This is a genomic window from Anaerosphaera multitolerans (assembly GCF_004006535.1).
Taxonomy (GTDB): domain Bacteria; phylum Bacillota; class Clostridia; order Tissierellales; family Peptoniphilaceae; genus Anaerosphaera; species Anaerosphaera multitolerans.
The window spans coordinates 17,133-38,811 of record NZ_RLIH01000018.1; the positions used below are offsets into that span (position 1 = coordinate 17,133).

17 protein-coding genes and 1 riboswitch are annotated in these 21,679 nt (G+C 33.5%); of the genes, 10 read left to right on the forward strand and 7 right to left on the reverse strand.

The window, feature by feature from the left end; translation table 11 throughout:
* Window positions 1-14: 14 nt before the first annotated feature.
* A riboswitch (TPP riboswitch) is annotated at window positions 15-111 on the forward strand.
* Window positions 112-139: 28 nt separating this feature from the next.
* The 3 genes from thiD to thiE are packed head-to-tail and all read left to right on the forward strand — an operon-like array spanning window position 140 to window position 2,364.
* Window positions 140-952 (forward strand): bifunctional hydroxymethylpyrimidine kinase/phosphomethylpyrimidine kinase, encoded by an 813-nt coding sequence (gene thiD, locus EF514_RS09690; protein ID WP_127725251.1) that lies wholly within the window; start codon window positions 140-142, stop codon window positions 950-952.
* Window positions 936-1,742 (forward strand): hydroxyethylthiazole kinase, encoded by an 807-nt coding sequence (gene thiM / locus EF514_RS09695; RefSeq protein WP_127725252.1) that lies wholly within the window; start codon window positions 936-938, stop codon window positions 1,740-1,742. The genes thiD and thiM overlap by 17 nt, the downstream gene beginning before the upstream one ends.
* The gene (gene thiE, locus EF514_RS09700; protein WP_127725253.1) at window positions 1,729-2,364 is read left to right on the forward strand and encodes a thiamine phosphate synthase; all 636 of its coding nucleotides are present in this window, start codon (window positions 1,729-1,731) and stop codon (window positions 2,362-2,364) included. Before thiM ends, thiE begins: the two co-directional genes overlap by 14 nt.
* Window positions 2,365-2,688: 324 nt before the next feature.
* Here the strand turns inward: thiE and EF514_RS09705 are convergent, their stop codons facing one another.
* From EF514_RS09705 to purF, 6 genes are all read right to left on the reverse strand, one after another.
* Window positions 2,689-3,819 (reverse strand): hypothetical protein, encoded by a 1,131-nt coding sequence (locus tag EF514_RS09705; RefSeq protein WP_127725254.1) that lies wholly within the window; start codon window positions 3,817-3,819, stop codon window positions 2,689-2,691.
* Window positions 3,820-3,943: 124 nt separating this feature from the next.
* Window positions 3,944-8,851, reverse strand: coding sequence for a phosphoribosylformylglycinamidine synthase (locus EF514_RS09710; protein WP_127725255.1), 4,908 nt, complete (start codon window positions 8,849-8,851; stop codon window positions 3,944-3,946).
* An 8-nt stretch (window positions 8,852-8,859) separates the two neighbouring features.
* Complete coding sequence (gene purH / locus EF514_RS09715; protein ID WP_127725256.1) at window positions 8,860-10,365, reverse strand: bifunctional phosphoribosylaminoimidazolecarboxamide formyltransferase/IMP cyclohydrolase; 1,506 nt, start codon at window positions 10,363-10,365, stop codon at window positions 8,860-8,862.
* Window positions 10,362-10,913 (reverse strand): phosphoribosylglycinamide formyltransferase, encoded by a 552-nt coding sequence (gene purN, locus EF514_RS09720; protein ID WP_127725257.1) that lies wholly within the window; start codon window positions 10,911-10,913, stop codon window positions 10,362-10,364. The genes purH and purN overlap by 4 nt, the downstream gene beginning before the upstream one ends.
* On the reverse strand, window positions 10,910-11,938 hold the full coding sequence (gene purM, locus EF514_RS09725) for a phosphoribosylformylglycinamidine cyclo-ligase (protein ID WP_127725258.1): 1,029 nt from the start codon (window positions 11,936-11,938) through the stop codon (window positions 10,910-10,912). Before purM ends, purN begins: the two co-directional genes overlap by 4 nt.
* 11 nt (window positions 11,939-11,949) lie before the next feature.
* Window positions 11,950-13,299 (reverse strand): amidophosphoribosyltransferase, encoded by a 1,350-nt coding sequence (gene purF, locus EF514_RS09730; protein ID WP_127725259.1) that lies wholly within the window; start codon window positions 13,297-13,299, stop codon window positions 11,950-11,952.
* Window positions 13,300-13,765: 466 nt separating this feature from the next.
* On the opposite strand from purF, the gene EF514_RS09735 reads away from it, so the two are divergent.
* The 6 genes from EF514_RS09735 to phaC all read left to right on the forward strand — a co-directional run bounded on the left by EF514_RS09735 (window position 13,766) and on the right by phaC (window position 20,252).
* Window positions 13,766-14,530, forward strand: coding sequence for a TSUP family transporter (locus EF514_RS09735; protein ID WP_205666436.1), 765 nt, complete (start codon window positions 13,766-13,768; stop codon window positions 14,528-14,530).
* Window positions 14,531-14,533: 3 nt separating this feature from the next.
* Window positions 14,534-15,448, forward strand: coding sequence for an AAA family ATPase (locus tag EF514_RS09740; RefSeq protein WP_127725261.1), 915 nt, complete (start codon window positions 14,534-14,536; stop codon window positions 15,446-15,448).
* Entirely contained in the window at window positions 15,445-17,169 is a 1,725-nt protein-coding gene (locus EF514_RS09745; RefSeq protein ID WP_127725262.1) for a vWA domain-containing protein, read from the forward strand. The genes EF514_RS09740 and EF514_RS09745 overlap by 4 nt, the downstream gene beginning before the upstream one ends.
* 260 nt (window positions 17,170-17,429) lie before the next feature.
* Complete coding sequence (locus EF514_RS09750; protein WP_276317190.1) at window positions 17,430-17,798, forward strand: MaoC family dehydratase; 369 nt, start codon at window positions 17,430-17,432, stop codon at window positions 17,796-17,798.
* Between the two features lie 21 nt (window positions 17,799-17,819).
* Window positions 17,820-19,133, forward strand: a complete 1,314-nt coding sequence (locus tag EF514_RS09755) for a poly(R)-hydroxyalkanoic acid synthase subunit PhaE (protein ID WP_127725264.1) — start codon at window positions 17,820-17,822, stop codon at window positions 19,131-19,133.
* Between the two features lie 51 nt (window positions 19,134-19,184).
* Window positions 19,185-20,252, forward strand: coding sequence for a class III poly(R)-hydroxyalkanoic acid synthase subunit PhaC (gene phaC, locus EF514_RS09760; protein ID WP_127725265.1), 1,068 nt, complete (start codon window positions 19,185-19,187; stop codon window positions 20,250-20,252).
* Between the two features lie 202 nt (window positions 20,253-20,454).
* Here phaC and EF514_RS09765 read toward each other — a convergent pair whose 3' ends face one another.
* A complete protein-coding gene (locus tag EF514_RS09765; RefSeq protein ID WP_127725266.1) occupies window positions 20,455-20,877 on the reverse strand; it encodes a hypothetical protein in 423 nt (140 codons plus the stop codon).
* A gap of 99 nt (window positions 20,878-20,976) precedes the next feature.
* On the opposite strand from EF514_RS09765, the gene EF514_RS09770 reads away from it, so the two are divergent.
* Entirely contained in the window at window positions 20,977-21,264 is a 288-nt protein-coding gene (locus EF514_RS09770) for a thioredoxin family protein (RefSeq protein ID WP_127725267.1), read from the forward strand.
* Window positions 21,265-21,679: the final 415 nt, after the last annotated feature.

A 21,679-nucleotide genomic window follows, 5' to 3' on the forward strand; every position in this document is an offset into this window, starting at 1 on the left:
TATTATGTTATATTATTTTTATGCGGGGGAACTGTAAAGTTGAGAAGGTTTAAACCTGACCCTTGGAACCTGTCAGTTAATACTGTCGAAGGGAGCATTACATATCTCCCTTCGGGGAGATTTTTTATTGGAGGAATTTATGAAAAAAGTACTTACTATTGCCGGCTCGGACCCCACAGGAGGCGCCGGTATTCAAGCGGATATTAAAACTATGAGCGCCCATGGCGTCTATGCAATGAGTGTAATAGTCTCTGTGGTAGCGGAAAATACAATGAGGGTAATAAGCATTGAAGATATAAGCTTAAAGGTTATAAGGGACCAAATCGATGCCGTATATGAGGATATTGGAACAGATGCGGTTAAAATAGGCATGCTCTCCAATTCTGAAATAATGGTAGCAGTAGCACAAAAATTAAGGGAATATTCCCCCTTAAATATTGTCCTTGATCCTGTTATGTATGCAAAGGGTGGAAATGCACTTATGGCGGAAAATTCCATTGAAACTTTAATAAAAGAACTTTTGCCCCTATGTGACTTAATAACTCCAAATATCCCTGAAGCTGAAAAAATAACCAATATGAAAATTCACTCCATTGAGGACATGAAGAGAGCCTCTGAGAAAATTTTAAATTACGGTTGCAAATCCGTACTTTTAAAGGGAGGTCACTATATTGGAGAGGCCATTGACATACTTTATGACGGCAAAGATTTTGTAACCTATGAAACAAAACGCATTAAAACTAAAAATACCCATGGAACAGGCTGTACTCTATCTTCTTCCATTGCTTCAAATTTAGCCTTGGGCTTTAGTTTAAAAGAAGCTATTTCACTTTCCAAGGAATATATTACAAAGGCCATAGAAAAAGATATCAATATAGGAAAGGGGCATGGTCCGGTAAATCACTTCTATAATTTTTTTAAAGAGGAGAAAATATATGAAAATATTAAATGAAGTAGTTGAGATTCAAAGAAATATAAGAGAACAATCTCCTTTAATCGAATGTATAACTAATTTTGTAACTGTTAATGACGTGGCAAATTCCATACTTGCCATAGGAGCATCTCCCATAATGGCCGACGCCAAGGAGGAAATTGAGGAAATAGTTAAAATTTCAAAAGCTCTTTACATTAACATCGGAACTCTTCAAAGCACCGTTATTGAATCAATGTATAAAGCGCAAAGTACAGCCCAAAATTTTAATAAACCCATAGTTATAGATGCTGTAGGAGCAGGAGCCTCTAAACTTAGAAATAAAACTGTAGATGCCCTTTTAAATAAAGGAGTGGATATAGTCCATGGTAACTATTCGGAGATTTCCTATATAGGATCCTCCACCACTAATACAAAGGGAGTAGATGCCTCCGATTTGGATAGCGATGTGGATATTATATCCATATCCAAAAATGTGGCAGTAAAATTTAATTGCGTATGTATAGCCACAGGTAAGAGGGACATTGTAACTGACGGCAACAATACCTATATAATCTACAACGGCTGCAGTGAAATGAGTAGTATTACCGGTACGGGATGTATGCTTACAGGCCTTGCGGCCTCAGCTGCAGCAGTAAGTAAAAATCACCTTGCAGCAGCCCTCTTAGGAACTGCCCTTACTTCCATTGCAGGTGAAAGAGCAAAGGAAAATTCCAAAGGTCTTGGAGATTTCCATATAAATATATTAAATGAACTTTCCACTATTAATGCTGAAATATTAAGAGGAGATATTAAAATTGAAAAATATTGACTATAGTCTTTATCTAGTTACCGATAGAGATTTAATTAGTACTGGGACCTTGTTGGAAGCTGTTGAAAAATCCATACTAGGCGGAGCTACTTTAATTCAGCTTAGAGAAAAAAATCTAAACTCAAGAGCGTTTTTAAAAGAAGCTTATGAAATTAAAAGTTTAACAGAAAAATATGACGTCCCTTTAATAATAAACGATAGAATAGACATTGCTCAATGTGTAGATGCAGCGGGGGTACACTTGGGCCAAAAAGACATAGATATAGAAAGTGCAAGAAAAATTTTAGGCGCAGAAAAAATTATTGGAATATCTGCAAGCAACTTAAAAGAAGCCTTGGAAGCTGAAGCTAAGGGTGCTGATTATCTTGGAGTCGGCGCTATATTTCCAACGTCTACAAAAGATGATGCTACAAGTACTTCCCTTGAAGAGTTAAGGGCTATTACAAAGTCAGTTAAAATTCCCGTAGTTGCCATTGGCGGTTTAAATGAAGGTACAGTTCCTAAATTAAAAAATTGCGGACTTTCCGGCTATGCCATAGTTTCCGCCATAATGTCCAAAACAGATATTAAACTTGCCACTGAAAACTTTAAAAAAATGTATTATAGTAATGAAAGTAATTAAATTAACTAACAGCGAGGTAAAAAATAATTAAAGATTTTTTAAAAGAGATAAATGAAAGTTTAAATGGAAAAAATGGATACCACACACTCTACTACCTTATTATAATATTTATATTTACTATTAAGGGCAACTTTAAAAGTTCCTTTAATCTGTTTATAATTTTGTTTCTTACAATAGTAACTTTAATTTTAACTGCAACTTATTTTACCTATAAAGAAAATAGTGTTAAAAAATCTATTTTATTAAATCTCATTTTAATTGCTGTATTTTTAATAAAGTATTTAAATTTATTTTAAAAATCCGATGGTTTCCCATCGGATTTTCTTATCTGTCTAATTTTATACTTTGAGTTTTATCAGTTTTCTTATTTAAGAAAGTAAGCTCATTATCTTTAATTTTAATGTCTTCAACCGGATCTTCAAGCTTGTAAACTTCTTTTCCCTCTTTATCAAATACAAGTAATTTGTACTTTGCATCCTTGTCATCGTTAAAGGTAACTACTACATAGTTGTCCTTTTTCTCCAAAGTATTAACTGTTGCACCTTCATTTAATTTTTTACTGTCCTTTGAATAAAGTTCTCCGTCTTTCGCATTTACCCAATAAATATCCTTTTCAAGAGAAACTATTTTTCCATCTTTTACAGTTGCATTGGAAAGCTCCGTCTTTACTTCCGCCTTATCCATATCATAGTAGTAAACCGTATTGTCTGCTTGAAAATAAAGTTTGTTTCCATCTTGAACTATGTCCTTAATTTCCTTATCACTTACTGTTTTAGACTCCTGACCTACTAAATTTTCCTTAAACAATCTGTAATCCTTGCCGTTAGTCTTTACTACGTAGTAGTATCCGTTATAAAATACTGCCTTTGAATGATCTTTATATTCATCTTCAGTCTTAGTTTCTTTTTTCTCTTCAACTTTCTTTTCTTCCGCTTTCTTAACTGTGGATTTAATAACTAATCCAGCTCCCTCTGTATAGTTATAGTCCCATCCAAATTCATCAACGGAAAATCTCCAAGTCATTGGAAAATAAGTTACATCTCTAAAAACCAATAGAGGATATTCTTCTTTGCTGTTGTCAATAACCTTTCCATTTACAGTTATTTTAAATGTTGGAATACTAACTTCGTAAGACTCCACATTTTTAGTCTCGCTTTTATAATCGTCAAACTCTCCTGTAACTCCGGTTTTTTTAATATCTAAACCCTCTGTATCAGACCAATTTGTCTCCACACCTAAAAATCTTGTAGTATTGTAGGTCATTGGAAAATAAGTTATGTCCTTATATACTATTAAAGGGTATTCTGAATATTCATTTTCCACTTTCTGTCCATTTAAAGTCACATCAAATGTAGGTAGTGTTACAGTATTTCCTTGAGCTGAAACCTGCCTTGCAAAACCTGATAGAAGTACTCCGGCAATAGCCAAAGTTGTAAATCTTTTAATTTTTTTCATTTTACCATCTCCTTAGTACCTATAATAGCAGATTTAAGTTAAAAAGAAATTTAAGATATTGTTAAATTTCAAAACTTACACCTTAAAATATGAAGATTGGAGAAACTAAAAGTTTCCCCATCTCTTAATCTTCTTTAAAGTACTCCACTCCCGCTTTAAAAATATTTTGAACTTCAAGATTATATATATTTTTAAATAAGTTTTCTCCCAGTCTTTCAGGGTGTCCCATTTTACCTAAGATTTTTCCGTCTTCAGACATTAGAGATTCAATATTGTAATCCGAACCGTTTGGAGATACTTCATATACGGAAACAACTTGATCCTTTTCCAAAAGCTCTCTATATTTTTCTTCACTTACTACAACTCTACCCTCACCGTGAGAAATAGGCATAGTGTATGTCCTTCCAACTTCAAGTCCTCTTAACCAAGGTGAGTTGTCGGTTTTTAATTTTACATCTACAAATTTGGCAATATGTCTTCTGCAGGTATTAAAAGTAAGAGTAGGATCTTCTTCTGAAACTTCTTTTATTTTTCCCCCAGGCAACAGTCCCGTCTTTATAAGAGCTTGGAAACCGTTACATATTCCAAGAATTAAACCGTCATTTTCTTTTAACATATATTCTATTGATTCAGCTACTTCCTTAGAGCTTAGTACGTTGGCTATAAACTTTCCGGAACCGTCAGGCTCATCTCCCATTGAAAAACCGCCAGGTATAACTAAAATCTGAGCTTTTCTAATAAGTTCTGCAAGCTCTCTCTTGGAATTTTTAATGTCTTCACTGTTTCGGTTTTTAAATAGGAATATTTCTCCTTTTGCACCGTGGTTTTCAAATACAGTCTTAGTATCCCATTCACAATTTGTACCAGGGAAAGCAGGTATTACAACTAGAGGCTCTTTAACTGTTTTAGTGGATTTCATTTTTCTATCTTCCACTTTTTTATTTTCTTCATCCTTTAACTCAATATGCTCCTCAGGTTTAAATACTCCGTCTAAGGTATTTAAATAAGCTCTTCTAAGTTCAGCACCATCTAGCTCTACACCATTTACCACTATATTTTCACTAAACTCTCCAACTTTTTCTATAAAGTCTCTATCTTCCATATATTCCACTATAAAACTTCCATAAAGCGGACTGTAAAGATCTTCCAACTCAATATTAAAACCTGTATTTCCAACAGCAGCCTCATAAATTTGAGGAAGAGTACCCTTGGAAGTTATAGCAGTTGCCGAGATTATATTTCGGGAATCTATATCTTCCTTTAAAGCATTTAAATTATTCTTTAACTGATTTAAATCAAGCATTCCCACTTTATTCATAGGAGTTTTTATTAAGCCTATCTTTCCTTTTCCCTTAAAGTCCGGAGAAATTATATCCTCCACATTGGCAGTGGTAACTGCAAAGGAAATTAAAGTTGGAGGCACATGTAGATTTTCAAAACTACCGCTCATAGAATCCTTTCCTCCAACGGGAGGCGCCTTAAAGAATTCTGAGGCTTCCAATGCTCCAAGTAGAGATTTTAAAGGTTTTGACCAAATTTTTTCATCTCTTAATCTCTCATAAAATTCCTGGAAAGAAAGTCTTATTTTATCTATAGGAGCTCCGGTAGCTGCAATTCTAGCAATGGATTCAATTACGGCATAATATCCTCCCAAGTACTGAGAAACTTCTGAAAGATAGGGATTAAAACCGTAACTCATAAGGGAAACAGTTCTAACGTCCTTCTCAAAGGAAGGTATTTTAGCCACCATAGTTTGAATAGGATTTAATCTCTCCCTACCGCCTAATGGATTCAGTACGGTATTTCTGCCCACAGACGGGTCAAAAAGTTCAATTAAATTCTTTTTAGAAGTTATGTTTAAATCCTTTAAATAATCCTTTAAGCTACTTGGATCTAAATTTTCATCCTTTAAAAGTTCAGGAACATCTTCACTTACAACTTCCACATTTTGATAACGTCTTGCCCCATTAGTATTTATAAAGTCATAACTCATATTACAGATGATTTCATCTTCATACTTCATAATCATTCTGTTCTCAGCTGTCACTTTTGCCACAACTGTAACTTCAAGATTTTCCTCATCACAATATTTTTTAAATTCCTCAAGGTCCTTCGGATCTATTACAAGAGCCATCCTCTCCTGTGATTCAGATATTGCTATTTCTCTAGGAGTAAGACCTTCATATTTTAAAGGAACCCTATCTAAATAAATTTCCACTCCGTCGGAAAGTTCGCCTATGGCAACACTTACTCCGCCTGCTCCAAAGTCATTACATTTCTTAATAAGTTTTGCAGCTTCCTCACGTCTGAAAAGTCTTTGTATCTTTCTCTCCTCAGGTGCATTTCCCTTTTGAACCTGAGCCGATTCAGTTTCTATGGAAGACTTCTTATGCGCCTTGGAAGAGCCTGTTGCTCCGCCGATTCCATCGCGACCGGTCTTTCCGCCTAGAAGTAAAACCAAATCTCCGCCTACAGGGTCCAGCCTTTTCACATTTTCCATAGGAGCGGCAGCCATAACAGCTCCGGCTTCCATTCTCTTAGCCATATAGCCCTCATGGTAAATTTCATCTAAATATCCTGTTGGAAGTCCTATTTGATTGCCGTAGGAAGAGTATCCAGCAGCAGCCTCTGTGGCAATTTTTCTTTGAGGAAGTTTTCCTGTTAAAGTTTCGGAAATAGGTCTTGTAGGATCTGCAGAACCTGTTATCCTCATTGCCTGATATACAAATGCCCTACCGCTTAGCGGATCTCTTATTGCCCCGCCAAGACAGGTGCTTGCTCCGCCAAAAGGCTCTATCTCTGTAGGGTGATTATGCGTTTCGTTTTTAAACATCAAGAGATAATCTCTAAGCTCCTCTTCTTTTCCGTTAAAGACTCTTACCTTAACCTTTACTGAGCAGGCGTTTATCTCTGACGAAACTTCCAAATCTTCCAATTCGCCTTTTTCTCTCATATATTTTGAAAGAATAGTCCCAAAACTCATAAGACTTATAGGTTTCTTAATATTTAATTCTTCTCTTATTTCCAAATATCTGTTAAAGCTTCCCCTTATTATTTTGTCCAGTTCGGTTTTTTCATTAAACTCAATGTTTAACTCTGTATTAAAAGTAGTGTGTCTACAATGGTCTGACCAGTAGGTGTCTATTATGGAAATTTCAGTTTCATTTGGATTTCGATTTTCAGATTTAAAATAATCTCTTACAATTACTATATCTTCATAGCTCATTGCCAAGCCATGCCCTGTTATAAAGTCTTTTAATCCCTTTTCATCTAAGTCTATAAATCCCTCATAGACTTCATTTTTTCGATTAGGTTTAGCATGAGATTTTAAAGTTGTAGGTATTCCCAAAAGGTTAATTCTATGAGAATCCACAGGATTGACTAAGAAAGACTCTATCTTATCCAGTTCCTCCTTAGTTGCCCCTTCAATTTCATAAACTCTATGAGAGCTGGCCTTTACCGGCTCATCACTTACAAGAGCTATAGTATCAAGAAGCGCCTGTTCCCTTTGGTCAAATTGGCCCGGCAGGTAGGAAACAACTATTGCATCTTCAATTTCAGACTGAAGCTTTAAAGAAGATTCGCCGTAATAGATATCATCAATAGGTCTTTCTGAAAGAATAGTATAGAGAATTTTCTCCAAAGTGGAGTCCTCTATCTCAATATCATATCTGTTATAAATATTTATATTTTTCAATTCTATATTAAGAGAATTTTTAATTTCCTCTACTAATTCCCTTGACTCATAGGCAAATTCAGCTTTCTTTTTCACATAAACTCTTTTTACTCTTGGACCTATGTCGCTTCTATAGTACATATCCTTAAAGTTTATTTTTTCCACATCTTCATAAACAGTACTTATAACTTCGTCAAATTCCTCACCGCTGTGGACTATATTTAAAACCCTTCCGCCATTTGTAAGGAGCTTTCCATCTTCAAACTTAGTTCCTGCGTGAAAGACCTTAGATTTTAAATCCTTTGAAATTTCTATTGTTTCTCCCTTTTCATAGTCCTCTGGATAGCCTCCTGCTGAAACCACTAGGCAAAGAGCCTTTTTATTGTTGGTCTTTAGCTCTACTTCACTTAACTTTCCCTCTAAAGTACTTTCTAAAAGTTCCAATATATCATTGTCTATTAACTCCAAAATTGATTGAGTTTCAGGATCTCCAAATCTGGCATTAAATTCAAGTACATTGATTCCCTCATCAGTAATCATTATTCCAATAAATAGTGCCCCTCTATAATCTATGTTTTCAGCTTGAAATCCCTTTAAAACAGGTTCTAAAATTTCCACTTTAATATTATCTAAAAAAGCTTCCGCCTCGGCATTTGGAGCATAGGTTCCCATTCCACCCGTATTCAGTCCAACTTCCCCCGAGCCAATTTTCTTATGGTCTCTTGAAGTCGGAAGAGGCAGTATGGTTTTTGAATCGCATAGACAGATTAAGGACATTTCAAAACCGTCTAAAAACTCTTCAATTACCACTTTCTTATCTCCAAACTTACCCTCTTGCATAACTTCTTTTAAAAAGGTTTCAATTTCATCTTCACTTTCGCCTATTAATACACCCTTACCTGCTGCAAGACCATCTGCCTTTATTACAACTCTTCCGCTTTTATTAAAAAGTTCCAAACTGAATTTAAGAGCTTTATCATAGTCAGTACACTCCAAATAATCGGCACTTTTAATATTATATTTCTTTAAAAAATCCTTGGTAAAGGCTTTGCTCTTTTCAAACATTGCCCCTTCTAACTTAGGTCCAAAAATTTTAAGCCCCTTCTCTTCAAATTTATCAGCTATACCCATGCAAAGAGGAACTTCCGGTCCAACTATGGTATAGTCAACAGCTTCATTAAGAGCAAATTCCAACAGAGCGTCAATATCATCTGCAGCTATGTCTATGTTTTTTCCAAGATCTTTTGTCCCGCCATTACCCGGTGCAAAATAAATTTCCCTCTTTGAATCTGCCTTTAAAATATTATATGCAAGTGCATATTCTCTTCCGCCACTTCCAATAATTAATATCTTCATTGTTCCTCCTAGTGTTTAAAGTGTCTTTGACCGGTAAAGGCCATTGAAATTCCCAACTCATTACATTTATCTATTGACTCTTTATCTCTTTGAGAGCCTCCCGGCTGTATAATGGACTCCACTCCCATTTCACCTGCAAGGATTACGCAGTCATCAAAGGGAAAGAAAGCATCTGAAGCCAAAACCGAACCTGTAAAATCCTTATCAGGATGGTTGTTCCTTATACTCTCCAAAGCCCAAATTCTGGAAGTCTGTCCACCTCCAATACCCATAGTGGCCAAATCCTTAGCTATTACAATCGCATTGGATTTAGTATGCTTTACAACAGTCATTGCAAATTTCAAATCCTCTATTTCAGCCTGTGTAGGCTCTTTCTCTGTAACTATTTCAAAACCGTCTTCAGCTTTATCTCTATCTTGAATTAAAACTTTTCCATTTAAGTATTTAAGGTCTATTTGAACTTGAGAAAGTGAAAAATCCACCTTTACCAACCTTATATTTTTCTTCTTAGTCAGTTCTATTAATGCCTCTTCAGTAAAATCTGTTGCAGCTACAATTTCCAAAAATGTTTTAGACATCTCCCTTGCCGTCTCTACATCAACTATCCCGTTTACTGCCACAATACCTCCAAAAATTGAAAGAGGATCGGCATTGTAGGTTTTTACATAGGCGCTTAATACATTCTCTCCCCTTGCAGCGGCACAAGGTGTTGCATGTTTTAATGCAACGACGGAATTTTCTCCCAGTTCCGCTGCCAGTTCAACAGCAACGTTTAAATCGTTGTAATTATTAAAACTCATTTCTTTTCCATGGAGTATTTCCAAATTGGAAAGGTAGCTTTCAACAAAATTATCCTTGTATAGGTCAGCTCCCTGAGATGGATTTTCGCCATATCTCAAACCGGAAATCTTTTCAAATCCCAGAGAAAAATACTTGGAATCTAAGGACGTTCTCTCTAAGAAGTACCTGGAAATCATGGAATCATAGTAGGCTGTAAGTGCAAAGGCCTTTGCTGCAAGTTTCTCCCTAAACAATAAATCATCCGTTTTAGTTTTTAACCTTTCCACCACTTCTTCATAGTCATCAGGGTCTGTTACAATTAAAACATCTTTATAGTTTTTAGCAGTGGCTCTAATTAAGGTAGGCCCTCCAATATCTATATTCTCAACTATATTTTCATGAACTCCCGTCTTTAACGCTCCTTGGAAGTCATATAAATTTACTGCTACTATATCTATTGGAACTATACTTTGCTCCTCAACAGTTCTTCTGTGTTCCTCATCGTCTCTTTTATAGAGTATTGCCCCATGAACTTTGGGAGAAAGTGTCTTAACCCTTCCATTTAAAATTTCCGGAAATCCTGTAACTTCTTCTATATCAATGGCACTTACTCCGGCATCTAAAATCCTCTTAAGCGTTCCACCTGTAGATACTATTTCATATCCCAAATCCTTTAGGGACCTTGCTAAATAATCAACATTTTTCTTATCTGTTACAGAAATCAGCGCTCTCATTTCTCCTCCTCTATTTTTTTAATAGCTCTCTTTAAAGTGCTATGCTCTAATTTTAAAACACATTCCGCAATTTCTTCAGGATTTTTACAGTGGGAAATATTTAAAGTTTCCTGCAGTATAATCTCTCCGCCGTCCACTTCTTCATTTACATAATGTACTGTAACTCCACTGGTTTCATCTTTATTTTTAAAAACAGCTTCATGTACCCTTATTCCATAAAATCCCTTGCCCCCATACTTAGGTAAAAGCGAGGGATGAATGTTTATAATTCTATCCTTGTAACTTTCCAATATTTTTGAGCTAATGGTCTTTAAATAACCTGCCAATACTATAAAATCAACGCCATACTCACCTAGTGTTCTTAACAGCTCCTCATCTTCCTTTATAATAACTGCCGGTATTCCATATTCCTTACCATACTCCAGTCCCTTGGCCTTCCTATTTGAAACTATTAAAACTATTTCACTTTCAAACTCTTTCTGCTTCTGTGCTTCAAGCAGAGCTTTTAAATTGGAGCCCGTTCCTGAAATTAAAACTGCTATTTTCATATTATCGAAACTTCCTCGCCCTTTACAATATTTCCTATAATATATGCGGTGTCACTTGTATTTTTATTTATATCTTCCACTATTTCCTCAGCTTTTTCCCTATCTACTATTAGAACCATGCCCACACCCATATTAAAGGCTCTAAAAAGTTCATCACGCTCCACTAATTTAGAACTTATAATCTCATCAAATACCACAGGTTTTTCCCAAGTATTCTCTTCAAGCTTTGCCGTTAAACCTTCCGGAAGTATTCTTGGCACATTTTCCACAAGACCTCCGCCGGTAATATTGGCTATTCCCAAAATATTATATTTTTCAATTAAGTAAAGTATGGTTTTAACATATAGCTTTGTAGGAGTAAGTAGGACTTCACCCACCTTACTGTCAGTTCCCGGAAAAGTATCCTCTAAGTCCATTTTTAAAACTTCTAAAAACAATTTTCTTGCAAGGGAGTATCCGTTTGAATGAAGTCCTGAGGATTTAAGTCCTATTACAACATTTCCCTCTTTTATATTTTGACCGTCTATTATGTTTTTTCGCTCCACTATTCCAACGCTAAAACCTGCAAGGTCATATTCATCCTTTGCATACATACCCGGAAGCTCTGCAGTTTCTCCGCCTATTAATGCGCATCCCGATTCAACACAGGCATTGGCAACTCCCTCTACTATCTTTTCAATTCTCTCGGGAATTATTTTATCAGCGCCAATGTAGTCAAGAAAAAACAGCGGCTTTGCCCCCTGACAGATTAAATCATTTACACACATTGCAACTAAATCAATTCCAACGGTGTTGTGTCTGTCCATTTTTTGAGCTATTAGAAGTTTAGTACCGACTCCATCAGTTGACGCTAAAAGTATGGGATCTTCCATATCTTTAAACTCCCTAAGACTGAAACCCCCTGAAAAAAGACCTATATCTCCAAAAACTCCTTCAGTATAGGTTTTCTTTACATGAGCCTTCATTAATTCCACAGCTCTATTTCCCGAATCAATATTTACTCCCGAATCTTTGTAATCAATCATTTTAATCTCCTTTATATAACTACTGGATCAACAGGATATTCACCGTTGAAACAAGCCTTACAAAATCTATCATCTCTTATTAAAGTAGCTCTTTGCATTCCCTCCAAGGTAATAAAAGCCAAAGAATCTGCATCTATTTTTTCACGTATTTCCTCTACAGTGTTGTTGGCAGCTATTAAATTCAATCTGCTTGGAGTGTTAATTCCGTAGTAGCAGGGAAATCTCACAGGAGGAGAAGTAATCCTCAAATGAACTTCCTTTGCCCCTGCATCTCTCATCCTTCTAATTAAGTTTGCAGATGTAGTTCCTCTTACTATTGAATCGTCAATTAATACTATTTTCTTTCCTTCCACTACGTGTTTAAGAGGATTTAATTTAAGTTTAACTGCCATCTCCCTCTCTTCCTGAGTGGGCTTTATAAAAGTCCTTCCCATATACCTGTTCTTTACCAAACCCTCGGCAAAGGGAATTTTAGTCTCCTGAGAATATCCAATAGCCGATGGAATACCGCTGTCAGGTACGGGAACTACTAAATCAACGTCACAGGGCGATTCTCTAGATAGAATTTCACCGCACCTTCTTCTAAAATTATAGGAATTAACCTTATCTAAAGTAGCATCATTTCTAGAAAAATATACATATTCAAAAATACAGTGTTTAGGTTTTAAAGCTCCTCCATGAAAGTAAGACTTGGTACCGTTACTGTCCACCACTATTATTTCTCCGGGAAGCACACTTCTATGTACCTCTCCACCTATAATATCCACAGGTGCATTTTCAGAAGCGATAATAGTGTCACCATCTTTAGTTCCTCCCATTACAAGGGGTCTTATTCCCCTATTGTCTCTAAAGGCAACTAACTTGTCCTTTAAAAGTAAAATAACGCTGTAAGAGCCTTTTATTACGTCCATAGTCTTCTTAACAGCCTCTACTATGTCGCTTTTATAATACCTTGCAATTAAAAATAAAATAACTTCCGCATCTGAAGTGGTTTGAAACATCATTCCATCTTCTTCTAATCTGGTCCTTAATATTTGATAGTTTATTAAATTGCCGTTGGTGGATATGGATATTTCCGTCCCCTTGGCAAAAACCATAAAGGGCTGAGTGTTGTATTCAAAATTCCCATCGGAAGTTGAATACCTTACGTGTCCAATACCTATATTCCCCTCAAGTCTATTTAGCTTATTCTCATCAAATACATCTATTACCAGTCCCATTCCTCTTTCCCTAAGTAATGTCTCCGAGTTGGATACTGTTATACCACAGGACTCCTGTCCCCTGTGTTGTAGTGAATTAAGTCCATAAAACAACTTTTTACTCACCGGTGAATTAGAAAACATTCCTATAATTCCACCCATTTTAATTTCTCACCCTCTTAAGAACTTCCCACATAGTCCTTTAAGCTCAAACTATGTCAACGACCTTTAACTAAACTTCCTGCTTCCAATAAAAATAGAGAATCTCTTAAGATTCCCTCAAATTAACAAACTGATAAAATTAGTCGCACCTCTATCCTCAACACATACCTCAAACAATAGATATAAACCATTGGTAATTTTTCTCACACTTCTATTAGGAAAATTTCTCCTAACAATTTTATTTGATTTATTAACCACCTTGTGAGATAGTGCTAACATTGCAACCTCCAATAATATTATTTCCATTTTATTATAACATAGCTCTTGAAAATTTTAAAATGTTTTTGCTAAAAACTTGGAGAACATCAGACTTTCTATTTATCTTAAAATTTTTTAAATTCAATTTTAAGATTTCATTGTTTAGAATTTACATTTTATGGTATTGTATCATTGTGGGGTGATTTTTTTGGAATATTTAAATTTTAAAACTTTAATAATACTTTGTCCCCTGCTTTTCTTTGCAGGATTTGTAGACTCCATTGGAGGCGGAGGCGGCCTTATATCTCTTCCTGCCTTTCTTTTTGCCGGTCTGCCCGTGCACACTGCCATTGGTACTAATAAACTTCAATCTACCTTTGGCACTTTTATAAGTACCTTTCGATTTATTAGACACGGATATGTCAGTTTTAAATTGATAATACCTTCAATTATTACTGCCTTTATAGGTTCAGCTCTAGGCTCTAGACTTACCTTATTCTTTTCGGAAAAACAACTTAGCTACATTATGATAGTGGTTTTACCGATTTCAGCTCTTTTAGTTTTAAATAAAAAGCTGTTTAACGTAGATTTAGAACAAAAAATTACATACAATAGAAAAACTTACATAACCACATCCATAAGTTCCCTTATTATAGGGTGCTATGACGGTTTTTACGGTCCCGGTACCGGAACGTTTTTAATTTTAGCCTTTACTATTCTGGCTAAAATGAATGCTGTCAGTGCCAATGCAAATGCAAAGGTTATAAATCTGACTACAAATTTCGCTTCGCTTATTGTATTTTTACTAAGCGGAAAAACCATTATGGCCTTAGGCTTAATAGGAGCCCTTTTTAATATGGCGGGTAACTATGTCGGATCCGGTTTTGTAATTGCAGATGCTCAAAAAATAATGAGACCTGTGATAATTTTTGTACTATTGCTTTTAACTATAAAGATAATTGGAGGTTTTTAATAAATGGAATTAATGGATTTCTTAAAAGAACAGGGAGTTTCAATAGAGCTCCTTAAAGAAGTAGATAAATTTATAAAATTTTATGATTTAGATAAAAATTTGGAGTATAGAGTACCCAATCCTCGTTTTAAGTATTATGGTAAATCAGTTTGGGAAAAGTCAATTGCTGCTATTTTATCAGGTAATCACATATTGCTTTCAGGACCAAAGGCCACAGGTAAAAACGTACTGGCTGAAAATTTGGCACTTTTATTTAAAAGGCCTCTTTGGACTATTTCTTTAAATATAAATACTGATGTGGGAGCTTTAATAGGCTCAGATACTTTTAAAAACAATGAGGTTGTTTTAAAGAAAGGTCCCGTATACGAAGCTGCGGAGTATGGAGGCTTTGGAATTTTTGATGAGATAAATATGGCAAAGAACGAGGCTTTAAGTGTAGTCCATTCCGCACTTGACTACAGAAGAATTATTGATGTTCCGGGATATGACAGATTGAATTTACACGAGGCTACCAGATTTATAGCAACTATGAACTATGGTTATATAGGTACAAGAGATTTAAATGAGGCCTTGGTATCCAGATTTCTGGTAATAGATATGCCAACTATTACTCAAGAGGACTTAATAAGTATTTTAATAGAAAAGACTAATTTAAAAATTGAATACACTCAAAGATTTGCAAAATTTTTCTTAGACCTACAACAAAAATCTCTTAACTCGGAAATCTCTTCAAAGCCCATTGATTTAAGAGGACTTATAAGCGCCATTTCTCTTATGGAATACGGTCTTTCTATAAATGAAGCCATTGAAATGGGCATGAGCCACAAGAGCTTTGACGTCTATGAAACGGAAATTGTGGAAGATACTTTAAAAACTCTTTTTGAAAAGAACTTAAAATCCGAGGAGTTGTTTAAATGACACCAAGATTGGAAAATTTAACTTGGACTGTTGCTGAAAATTATTCCTTCAAAGCAAATTTCGACTTATTTAACAAAAGTATAACAGAGGAATACCGCGCAATCTTGTTGGGCGGTTACTATAAGTATTTTAATATTCCTTTAATTGAAGATTTCTTTAATTCCTATTTGAAATCCAAGTCCAATTCCAAGGATCTTATTACAATAGCAGAATTAACTTTGGAAAATGCAGTTAGAGATGTACTTTTAGAGGAAAGACCGGGAATTATAGACTTCAGAACTGAATATGAGAAAATTATGCTCCATAGGTATGAAACTCTTTATTCAAAGGATATTTCCGATGAAATTTTAAAGGGCTTTTATGAATACAGAAATAATATAGTCCCCAAGTTAAACTTAACTGCCAAAAAACTTTTAGATGATATTTTAGCCTTTAAAAAGTTAGACACCTATGACTTTCTACAATTTATGAAAGACATTATGGATAGATACTTTCACATTGATAAAAGTCTACCTCCCCTTGAGGAAAAATTAAAGACACTAATTGATTTAAGTAAGCTTATAAAGGAAAATAAGGAGACGGGAAATTACGTTGCCAATATTACCAGCAACAGAGTGGATGTGGAAACTCTTGAAAAATATACTATCCAATCAGCTGAATTTACTTCATCGGATTATGGAGATTCCAATTTTCTTGTGGAAGAAGCCCCTTCAGAACGAAGTCCTGTAAATGTGGACTTATTTAAAAGTGTAAAGAAACACTATGGCGAAAGTTATTTAAATCGACAAAGTACTCTTGAATTGGAAAAAACCAATTGTACGGGAATTCATGAAGGAGTTAAACTTCACTTTACAAAGGGACAGTTTGAAAATAAAAATTCCTATTATAAAGCCAAGATAGATAAATCTTATGAAGAGAATTTAATCCTTTTTAATTCCGACGAACTTCACTATAGAAGAGGTATTAAAAATCTTGCTGAAACTATAAGAAATTCTCTTTTAAAAAACACGGAGTCCTATGAAGTAAAAAGTTTAAATGGAGAATTAATTGCAGGTTCAGTTTGGAAAAGCATTTATACTTCTGATGATAAGATATTTGAAAAGAAATTTACTGACATCTATGGAGATATAAGCGTAGATATACTCCTTGATTCCTCCGCATCTCAAAATGAAAGGGAAAGTGAAATTGCCATTCAAGGCTATATTATAACCGAAGCCCTAACTGAACTAAATATAAAGACACGAGTTTTCGGATATAATAACTTTTTTAACTACTTGGTAATGCACAAGTACAGAGACTACAATGACGATAAGTCCAAAAATTTAAATATATTTAAATATACCGCCTCTGGAAGTAATAGAGATGGTTTAGCTATAAAGTTAATGACTTCTTTTATAGAAAAGAATTCTCATGAAAGAAGAATTTTAATCATACTCTCTGACGGAAAGCCCAATGACGATACAAATTTGGGATTAGTCGGCTTTAAAGATTTAGGAGTTTCCAACTATGTAGGTGAGGTGGCAAAGTTGGATACCTATAATAAAGTTTCCATGGCTAAATTAAAGGGAATTTATGTCTTAGGTGTCTTCACAGGACATGAAGAAGACTTGGAAACTGAAAAGAAAATATATGGAAATGATTTTGCATATATTACAGACTTAAAAAGATTCCACCAAATCGTAGGTATATTTTTAAAATCCGTAGCAGACAAAATAAATTAGACATATTAATTTATTTTGTTTGTTTTTTTATTACAAATAAGATATACTATATCCATATTTAAGACATACTATTTAAAATAGATTTATTGTCAAAGTCTTTTTACCTTGATATCATATTAAAGCTGTGCATTTTGGGTATATAATAAACAGTATATTAAAGTGATGATTATTATTTCCTATGTAATAATAATTATAGATATTTCATTTTAGGGGGTGTTAATATCAATTACGAAGATATTAAAATAGGTGATAAAGCAATTATCGAAAAAACTTTTACAAGAGAAGATGTAGTAGAATTTTCAAAGTTATCTTTAGATGTGAATCCAATTCATCTAGATGAGGAATATGCTAAAAATAGTATCTTTAAACAAAATATTGTTCACGGTCTATTGGTTTCTTCTCTTATTTCTGCCGTTCTTGCAAATAAACTTCCAGGAAATGGCACAATTTATATGTCTCAAGAATTGAAATTTGTTAAGCCAGTATTTTTTGGAGACAAGTGTATAGCTACAGTTGAAGTTGTTGAAAAAAAGGATAATAAAAATATTATCATTTTAGATACAAAGGTATACACTAACGATACTGACAATGTGGTAATAACTGGACAAGCAGTTGTTAAAAAACCTTAAAAATAATTAAAGGAGTTTAGTATGGATTATAGTAAAGAATTTTTAGATGCACAAAAAAATATGTTTGATTTTTTCCAAAAAATGTACACTCCTCTATGGAGTAAGGAAGACAATGAAAATCCTTATACAAAGAGTATGGAACAGTTTTTTAATATACAAAAACAATTTCTAGAAGGTTTTGGAGAAAACTTAAACCCTTTTGCAATGTATCAAAAAATGTTGGAAAATCCTGGATTTAACGTTGATAATTTCAAGAATTTCCTTGATATGCAAAAGCAATTTTTTGATATGCAAAAACAGTTTTTTGACAACTTCCAACAGTCAAATGAATTTTTTAAGCAGTTTTCAGAAAACAGCTTAATGCCCTTTGATTTTAAAAGCATGAATGAAGCCTTTGATAAGTACAAAGAGTTTTATTCAAGCTACGACATAACTAAGTTCTTTGATCCTAATATCAGTGAACTAATGGACAAAATGTCCAATGCAAATAAATTCTACCTATATATGTATGACGTATGGAAGAATTTAAGCGACGAATTTGGAGATTCTGTAGAGGAAAATGTTGAAAAATTCCAAAATTTTGTAAATGAAAATTCAGATTTAACTTACAATATGATCGTTTCCACTCTACCTACAGAATTTAAGCCTTTCTTGACAAAACCTAGAGAGCTTATAGAAAACTATTTTAATACTATGGTACGCTTTTATGAACCATGGAAAAATGAATTTACAAACTTAAGAGATTTACTAGTAGAGGCAACAGTAAATAATGATACTGAAAAATTAGCAGAATTCTTTAAATTGTGGAAACAACAATTTGATGCTACTTTCGGTAAAATTATTAACTCTCCTGCCCTTGGAATGAGTAGAAATATTATAGAACAGCAAAACAAAGCTTTTGACAGTTTTATAAACCTATTGGTAATCAGCTCTGAGCTTTCAGCAAGTATCAGTACAGTACAAAACAATGCCTTTAAAGATATGATGAAAGAGTATGCTGAAATAACTAAAGAGGGTATGGAAGCTAAGTCATTTGAAGATTTCTTCAACTACTGGTCTGATAAAACAGAAACTTACCTGGTTGATTACTTTGGAAGTAAGGAATTTTCAAAACTTGTTGGTCAAGTGGCTGAAGATATGATGGACTTCAAAATGGAAACTAATAAACTTGTGGAAAATTATTTAGCTGATACTCCACTTGTAACTAAGAACAACTTAGACAGCATTAGCAAAAATATTTACAATATGAAGAAAGAAATTAAGAGCTTAAAGAAAGAGATTGAAGAATTAAAGTCAAAGGAAGAAGAAGCGGAAGTAAAAGAAAAGAAAAAATAATTCCTTTTAATAATTGATATTTCTTTATTTAGTTAAGATAGGAGGCCAATTTTGAATAAAACCCCATTTGATTACAAAAAGAGCTTTGAAGAAACTCTTGAATTTCAAAAGAAGATGATAGATGGTTTTGAGGCTATGATTAACGCCGATCCAAGTGAACCTGGTGTTTCAGAAAAAGAAACTATTTATGAAGAAGATAAAATGAAGGTTTATAGATTTAAACCAGCCGTAAGAAGTCCATTTAAAATTCCTTTATTAATAGTTTATGCTCTTGTTAACAGAGAAACTATGATGGACTTACAGGAAGATAATAGCTTTATTAAAAACCTATTAAAGGAAGGAATAGATGTTTATATTATAGATTGGGGCTATCCAACTCTTGATGATAAATATCTAACCTTGGAAGACTATATTGAGGGATATATTGACACAGTTGTTGACCTTGTGAGAGAAAGAGCAAAAGTTCCTCAAATTAACTTACTGGGCGTATGTCAAGGAGGTACTTTCTCCGCAATCTATTCAGCACTTCACCCTGAAAAGATTAAGAATCTGGTAACAATGGTGGCGCCAATAGACTTTGCACCTAATGATGCATTGTTGTTTGCATGGAGTAAGTATTTAAATATTGACAAACTGGTAGATGCACACTATGGTTTGGTACCTGGAGATTTTATGAACAACGCATTCGTAACTTTAAAACCAATCTCCCTAAATATTACAAAGTATCTGCAATTAGTTGACGATTTTGACAAACCTGATGCAATTAATAACTTCATTAGAATGGAAAAATGGATTTTTGACAGTCCTGACCAAGCTGGAGAAGCACTGCGTCAATTTGTAAATGACTTATATGTGGAAAATAAACTTGTAAAAGGCAAGATGATGATTGGCGATAAAACTGTAAATTTAAAAAATATTACAATGCCTGTTTTAAACATCTACGGTAGCAAGGACCATATAGTATCACCTCAATCAAGTAAGAACTTTGAAAAATATGTTGGAACTAAGGATATAGAAACTCACGAAATTCCTACAGGACATATTGGAATGTACGTAAGTTCAAGATCTAAAAGAGTAGTTGCTCCACTTATTTCACAATGGTTAAAAGATAGGAAATAAATTTAAATTTTAAAGACTTCACATTATTAGTGAAGTCTTTTTTAATTAAATAAATTTCCATATTCTTTTCGGAAAAACAACTAAGCTAGATTATGATAGTGATTTTGCCGATTTCAGCTCTTTTAGTTTTAAATAAAAAGCTGTTTAACGTAGATTTAGAACAAAAAATTACATACAATAGAAAAACTTATAGGTTAACATCTTAATTTATTCCAAACAAACTAAACAGCTCCTCATCTTTCAATCCTTTTAAAATCTTGTAAGTATCCTTGTGATTTTCTCCCTCATAGTCGTATAAAAGTTGAAACTTTCCATTGTCAAAAAATATCATTTCATATCTTGTATCACTTGTACCTATAATTATTGAATACAAACTATCTCCATCTATTGTTTGATTTCCTACTTTTCTTACTTTTATGGCACCGAAAGTAGAGCTGAATTTACTTATACCTTCTTTAGAAACTATAATTTTTTCTTCTTCTCCCATTTTTAGAGTGACACTTTCCACATTCATTTGATTTAATACCCTATCTAATTGAAAGGATTTACTTGTAAATCTATGCCCTACTATTAAACCAAGTACTATTAAAATTATCAGATGTCTATACTTATTTAAAAATTTCATTTTATCACCTAATTAATAATAGCATATTTTTTAATATTTAAGGCACTTTATTATTAAAATTGAAATTTTTGGATATATATAATATATGGAGGTTTAAATATGGAAATTGTAGAAAATATGACAGATAATATGTTATTGTATTTCAGAACTAATTCATGTGCAATATGTGATTCAATGATTGAAAAGGTCTTTGAAGAGCTTAGAGATTTCAATATAGATTTAAAAATAGTTCAAATAGAAGAAGAACCCGCTTTAAAAGGAAAATACTTGGTTTTTTCTGCACCGACAATGCTATATTTAAAAAATGGAAAAGAAGTTTTTAGGGAGTCGGGTTTTTTTGACTTTCCAAAAATTCGTCACATTTTAAGTAATGAGATTAAAAACTAATTGAGTTTATTTTAAAATAGAAGCTCAATAGGTTTTTGTGTTATAAAATAATAAATAAAAAGCTTTAAAATATTAGATTTTCTAAATTATACAAATACTACAAAACCATAAAACTCCCTAAAGAATAATAATACTATTAACTACTTCTTAATAGGAGTCTAGTTCATTTAAAATTAACCAAATTATAAAACTGTAAAATATATTACAAGAAGTTTTAAGTTAATTAAAATATAACTTGCTTTATTTTCAATTTAAGTTTAAAATTTTTAAACGATGCAATTTTAAATATACCGTTTATAACTATATAAATTAAAACAAATTTCACAATACTATTATATAAAATTTTTAAATAGTCATTTAATTATCTCATCCCTGAGGTTTTTAAATAAAAAAAGAGAGAATATAATTCTCTCTT

Excerpts from the sequence above, each read along its gene's own strand:
- thiD (WP_127725251.1), top strand. The coding sequence starts at position 140 with ATGAAAAAAGTACTTACTATTGCCGGCTCGGACCCCACAGGAGGCGCC.
- thiM (WP_127725252.1), top strand. The coding sequence starts at position 936 with ATGAAAATATTAAATGAAGTAGTTGAGATTCAAAGAAATATAAGAGAA.
- EF514_RS09705 (WP_127725254.1), bottom strand. The coding sequence starts at position 3,819 with ATGAAAAAAATTAAAAGATTTACAACTTTGGCTATTGCCGGAGTACTT.
- EF514_RS09710 (WP_127725255.1), bottom strand. The coding sequence starts at position 8,851 with ATGAAGATATTAATTATTGGAAGTGGCGGAAGAGAATATGCACTTGCA.
- purH (WP_127725256.1), bottom strand. The coding sequence starts at position 10,365 with ATGAGAGCGCTGATTTCTGTAACAGATAAGAAAAATGTTGATTATTTA.
- purN (WP_127725257.1), bottom strand. The coding sequence starts at position 10,913 with ATGAAAATAGCAGTTTTAATTTCAGGAACGGGCTCCAATTTAAAAGCT.
- purM (WP_127725258.1), bottom strand. The coding sequence starts at position 11,938 with ATGATTGATTACAAAGATTCGGGAGTAAATATTGATTCGGGAAATAGA.
- purF (WP_127725259.1), bottom strand. The coding sequence starts at position 13,299 with ATGGGTGGAATTATAGGAATGTTTTCTAATTCACCGGTGAGTAAAAAG.
- EF514_RS09740 (WP_127725261.1), top strand. The coding sequence starts at position 14,534 with ATGGAATTAATGGATTTCTTAAAAGAACAGGGAGTTTCAATAGAGCTC.
- EF514_RS09745 (WP_127725262.1), top strand. The coding sequence starts at position 15,445 with ATGACACCAAGATTGGAAAATTTAACTTGGACTGTTGCTGAAAATTAT.
- EF514_RS09755 (WP_127725264.1), top strand. The coding sequence starts at position 17,820 with ATGGATTATAGTAAAGAATTTTTAGATGCACAAAAAAATATGTTTGAT.
- EF514_RS09765 (WP_127725266.1), bottom strand. The coding sequence starts at position 20,877 with ATGAAATTTTTAAATAAGTATAGACATCTGATAATTTTAATAGTACTT.
- EF514_RS09770 (WP_127725267.1), top strand. The coding sequence starts at position 20,977 with ATGGAAATTGTAGAAAATATGACAGATAATATGTTATTGTATTTCAGA.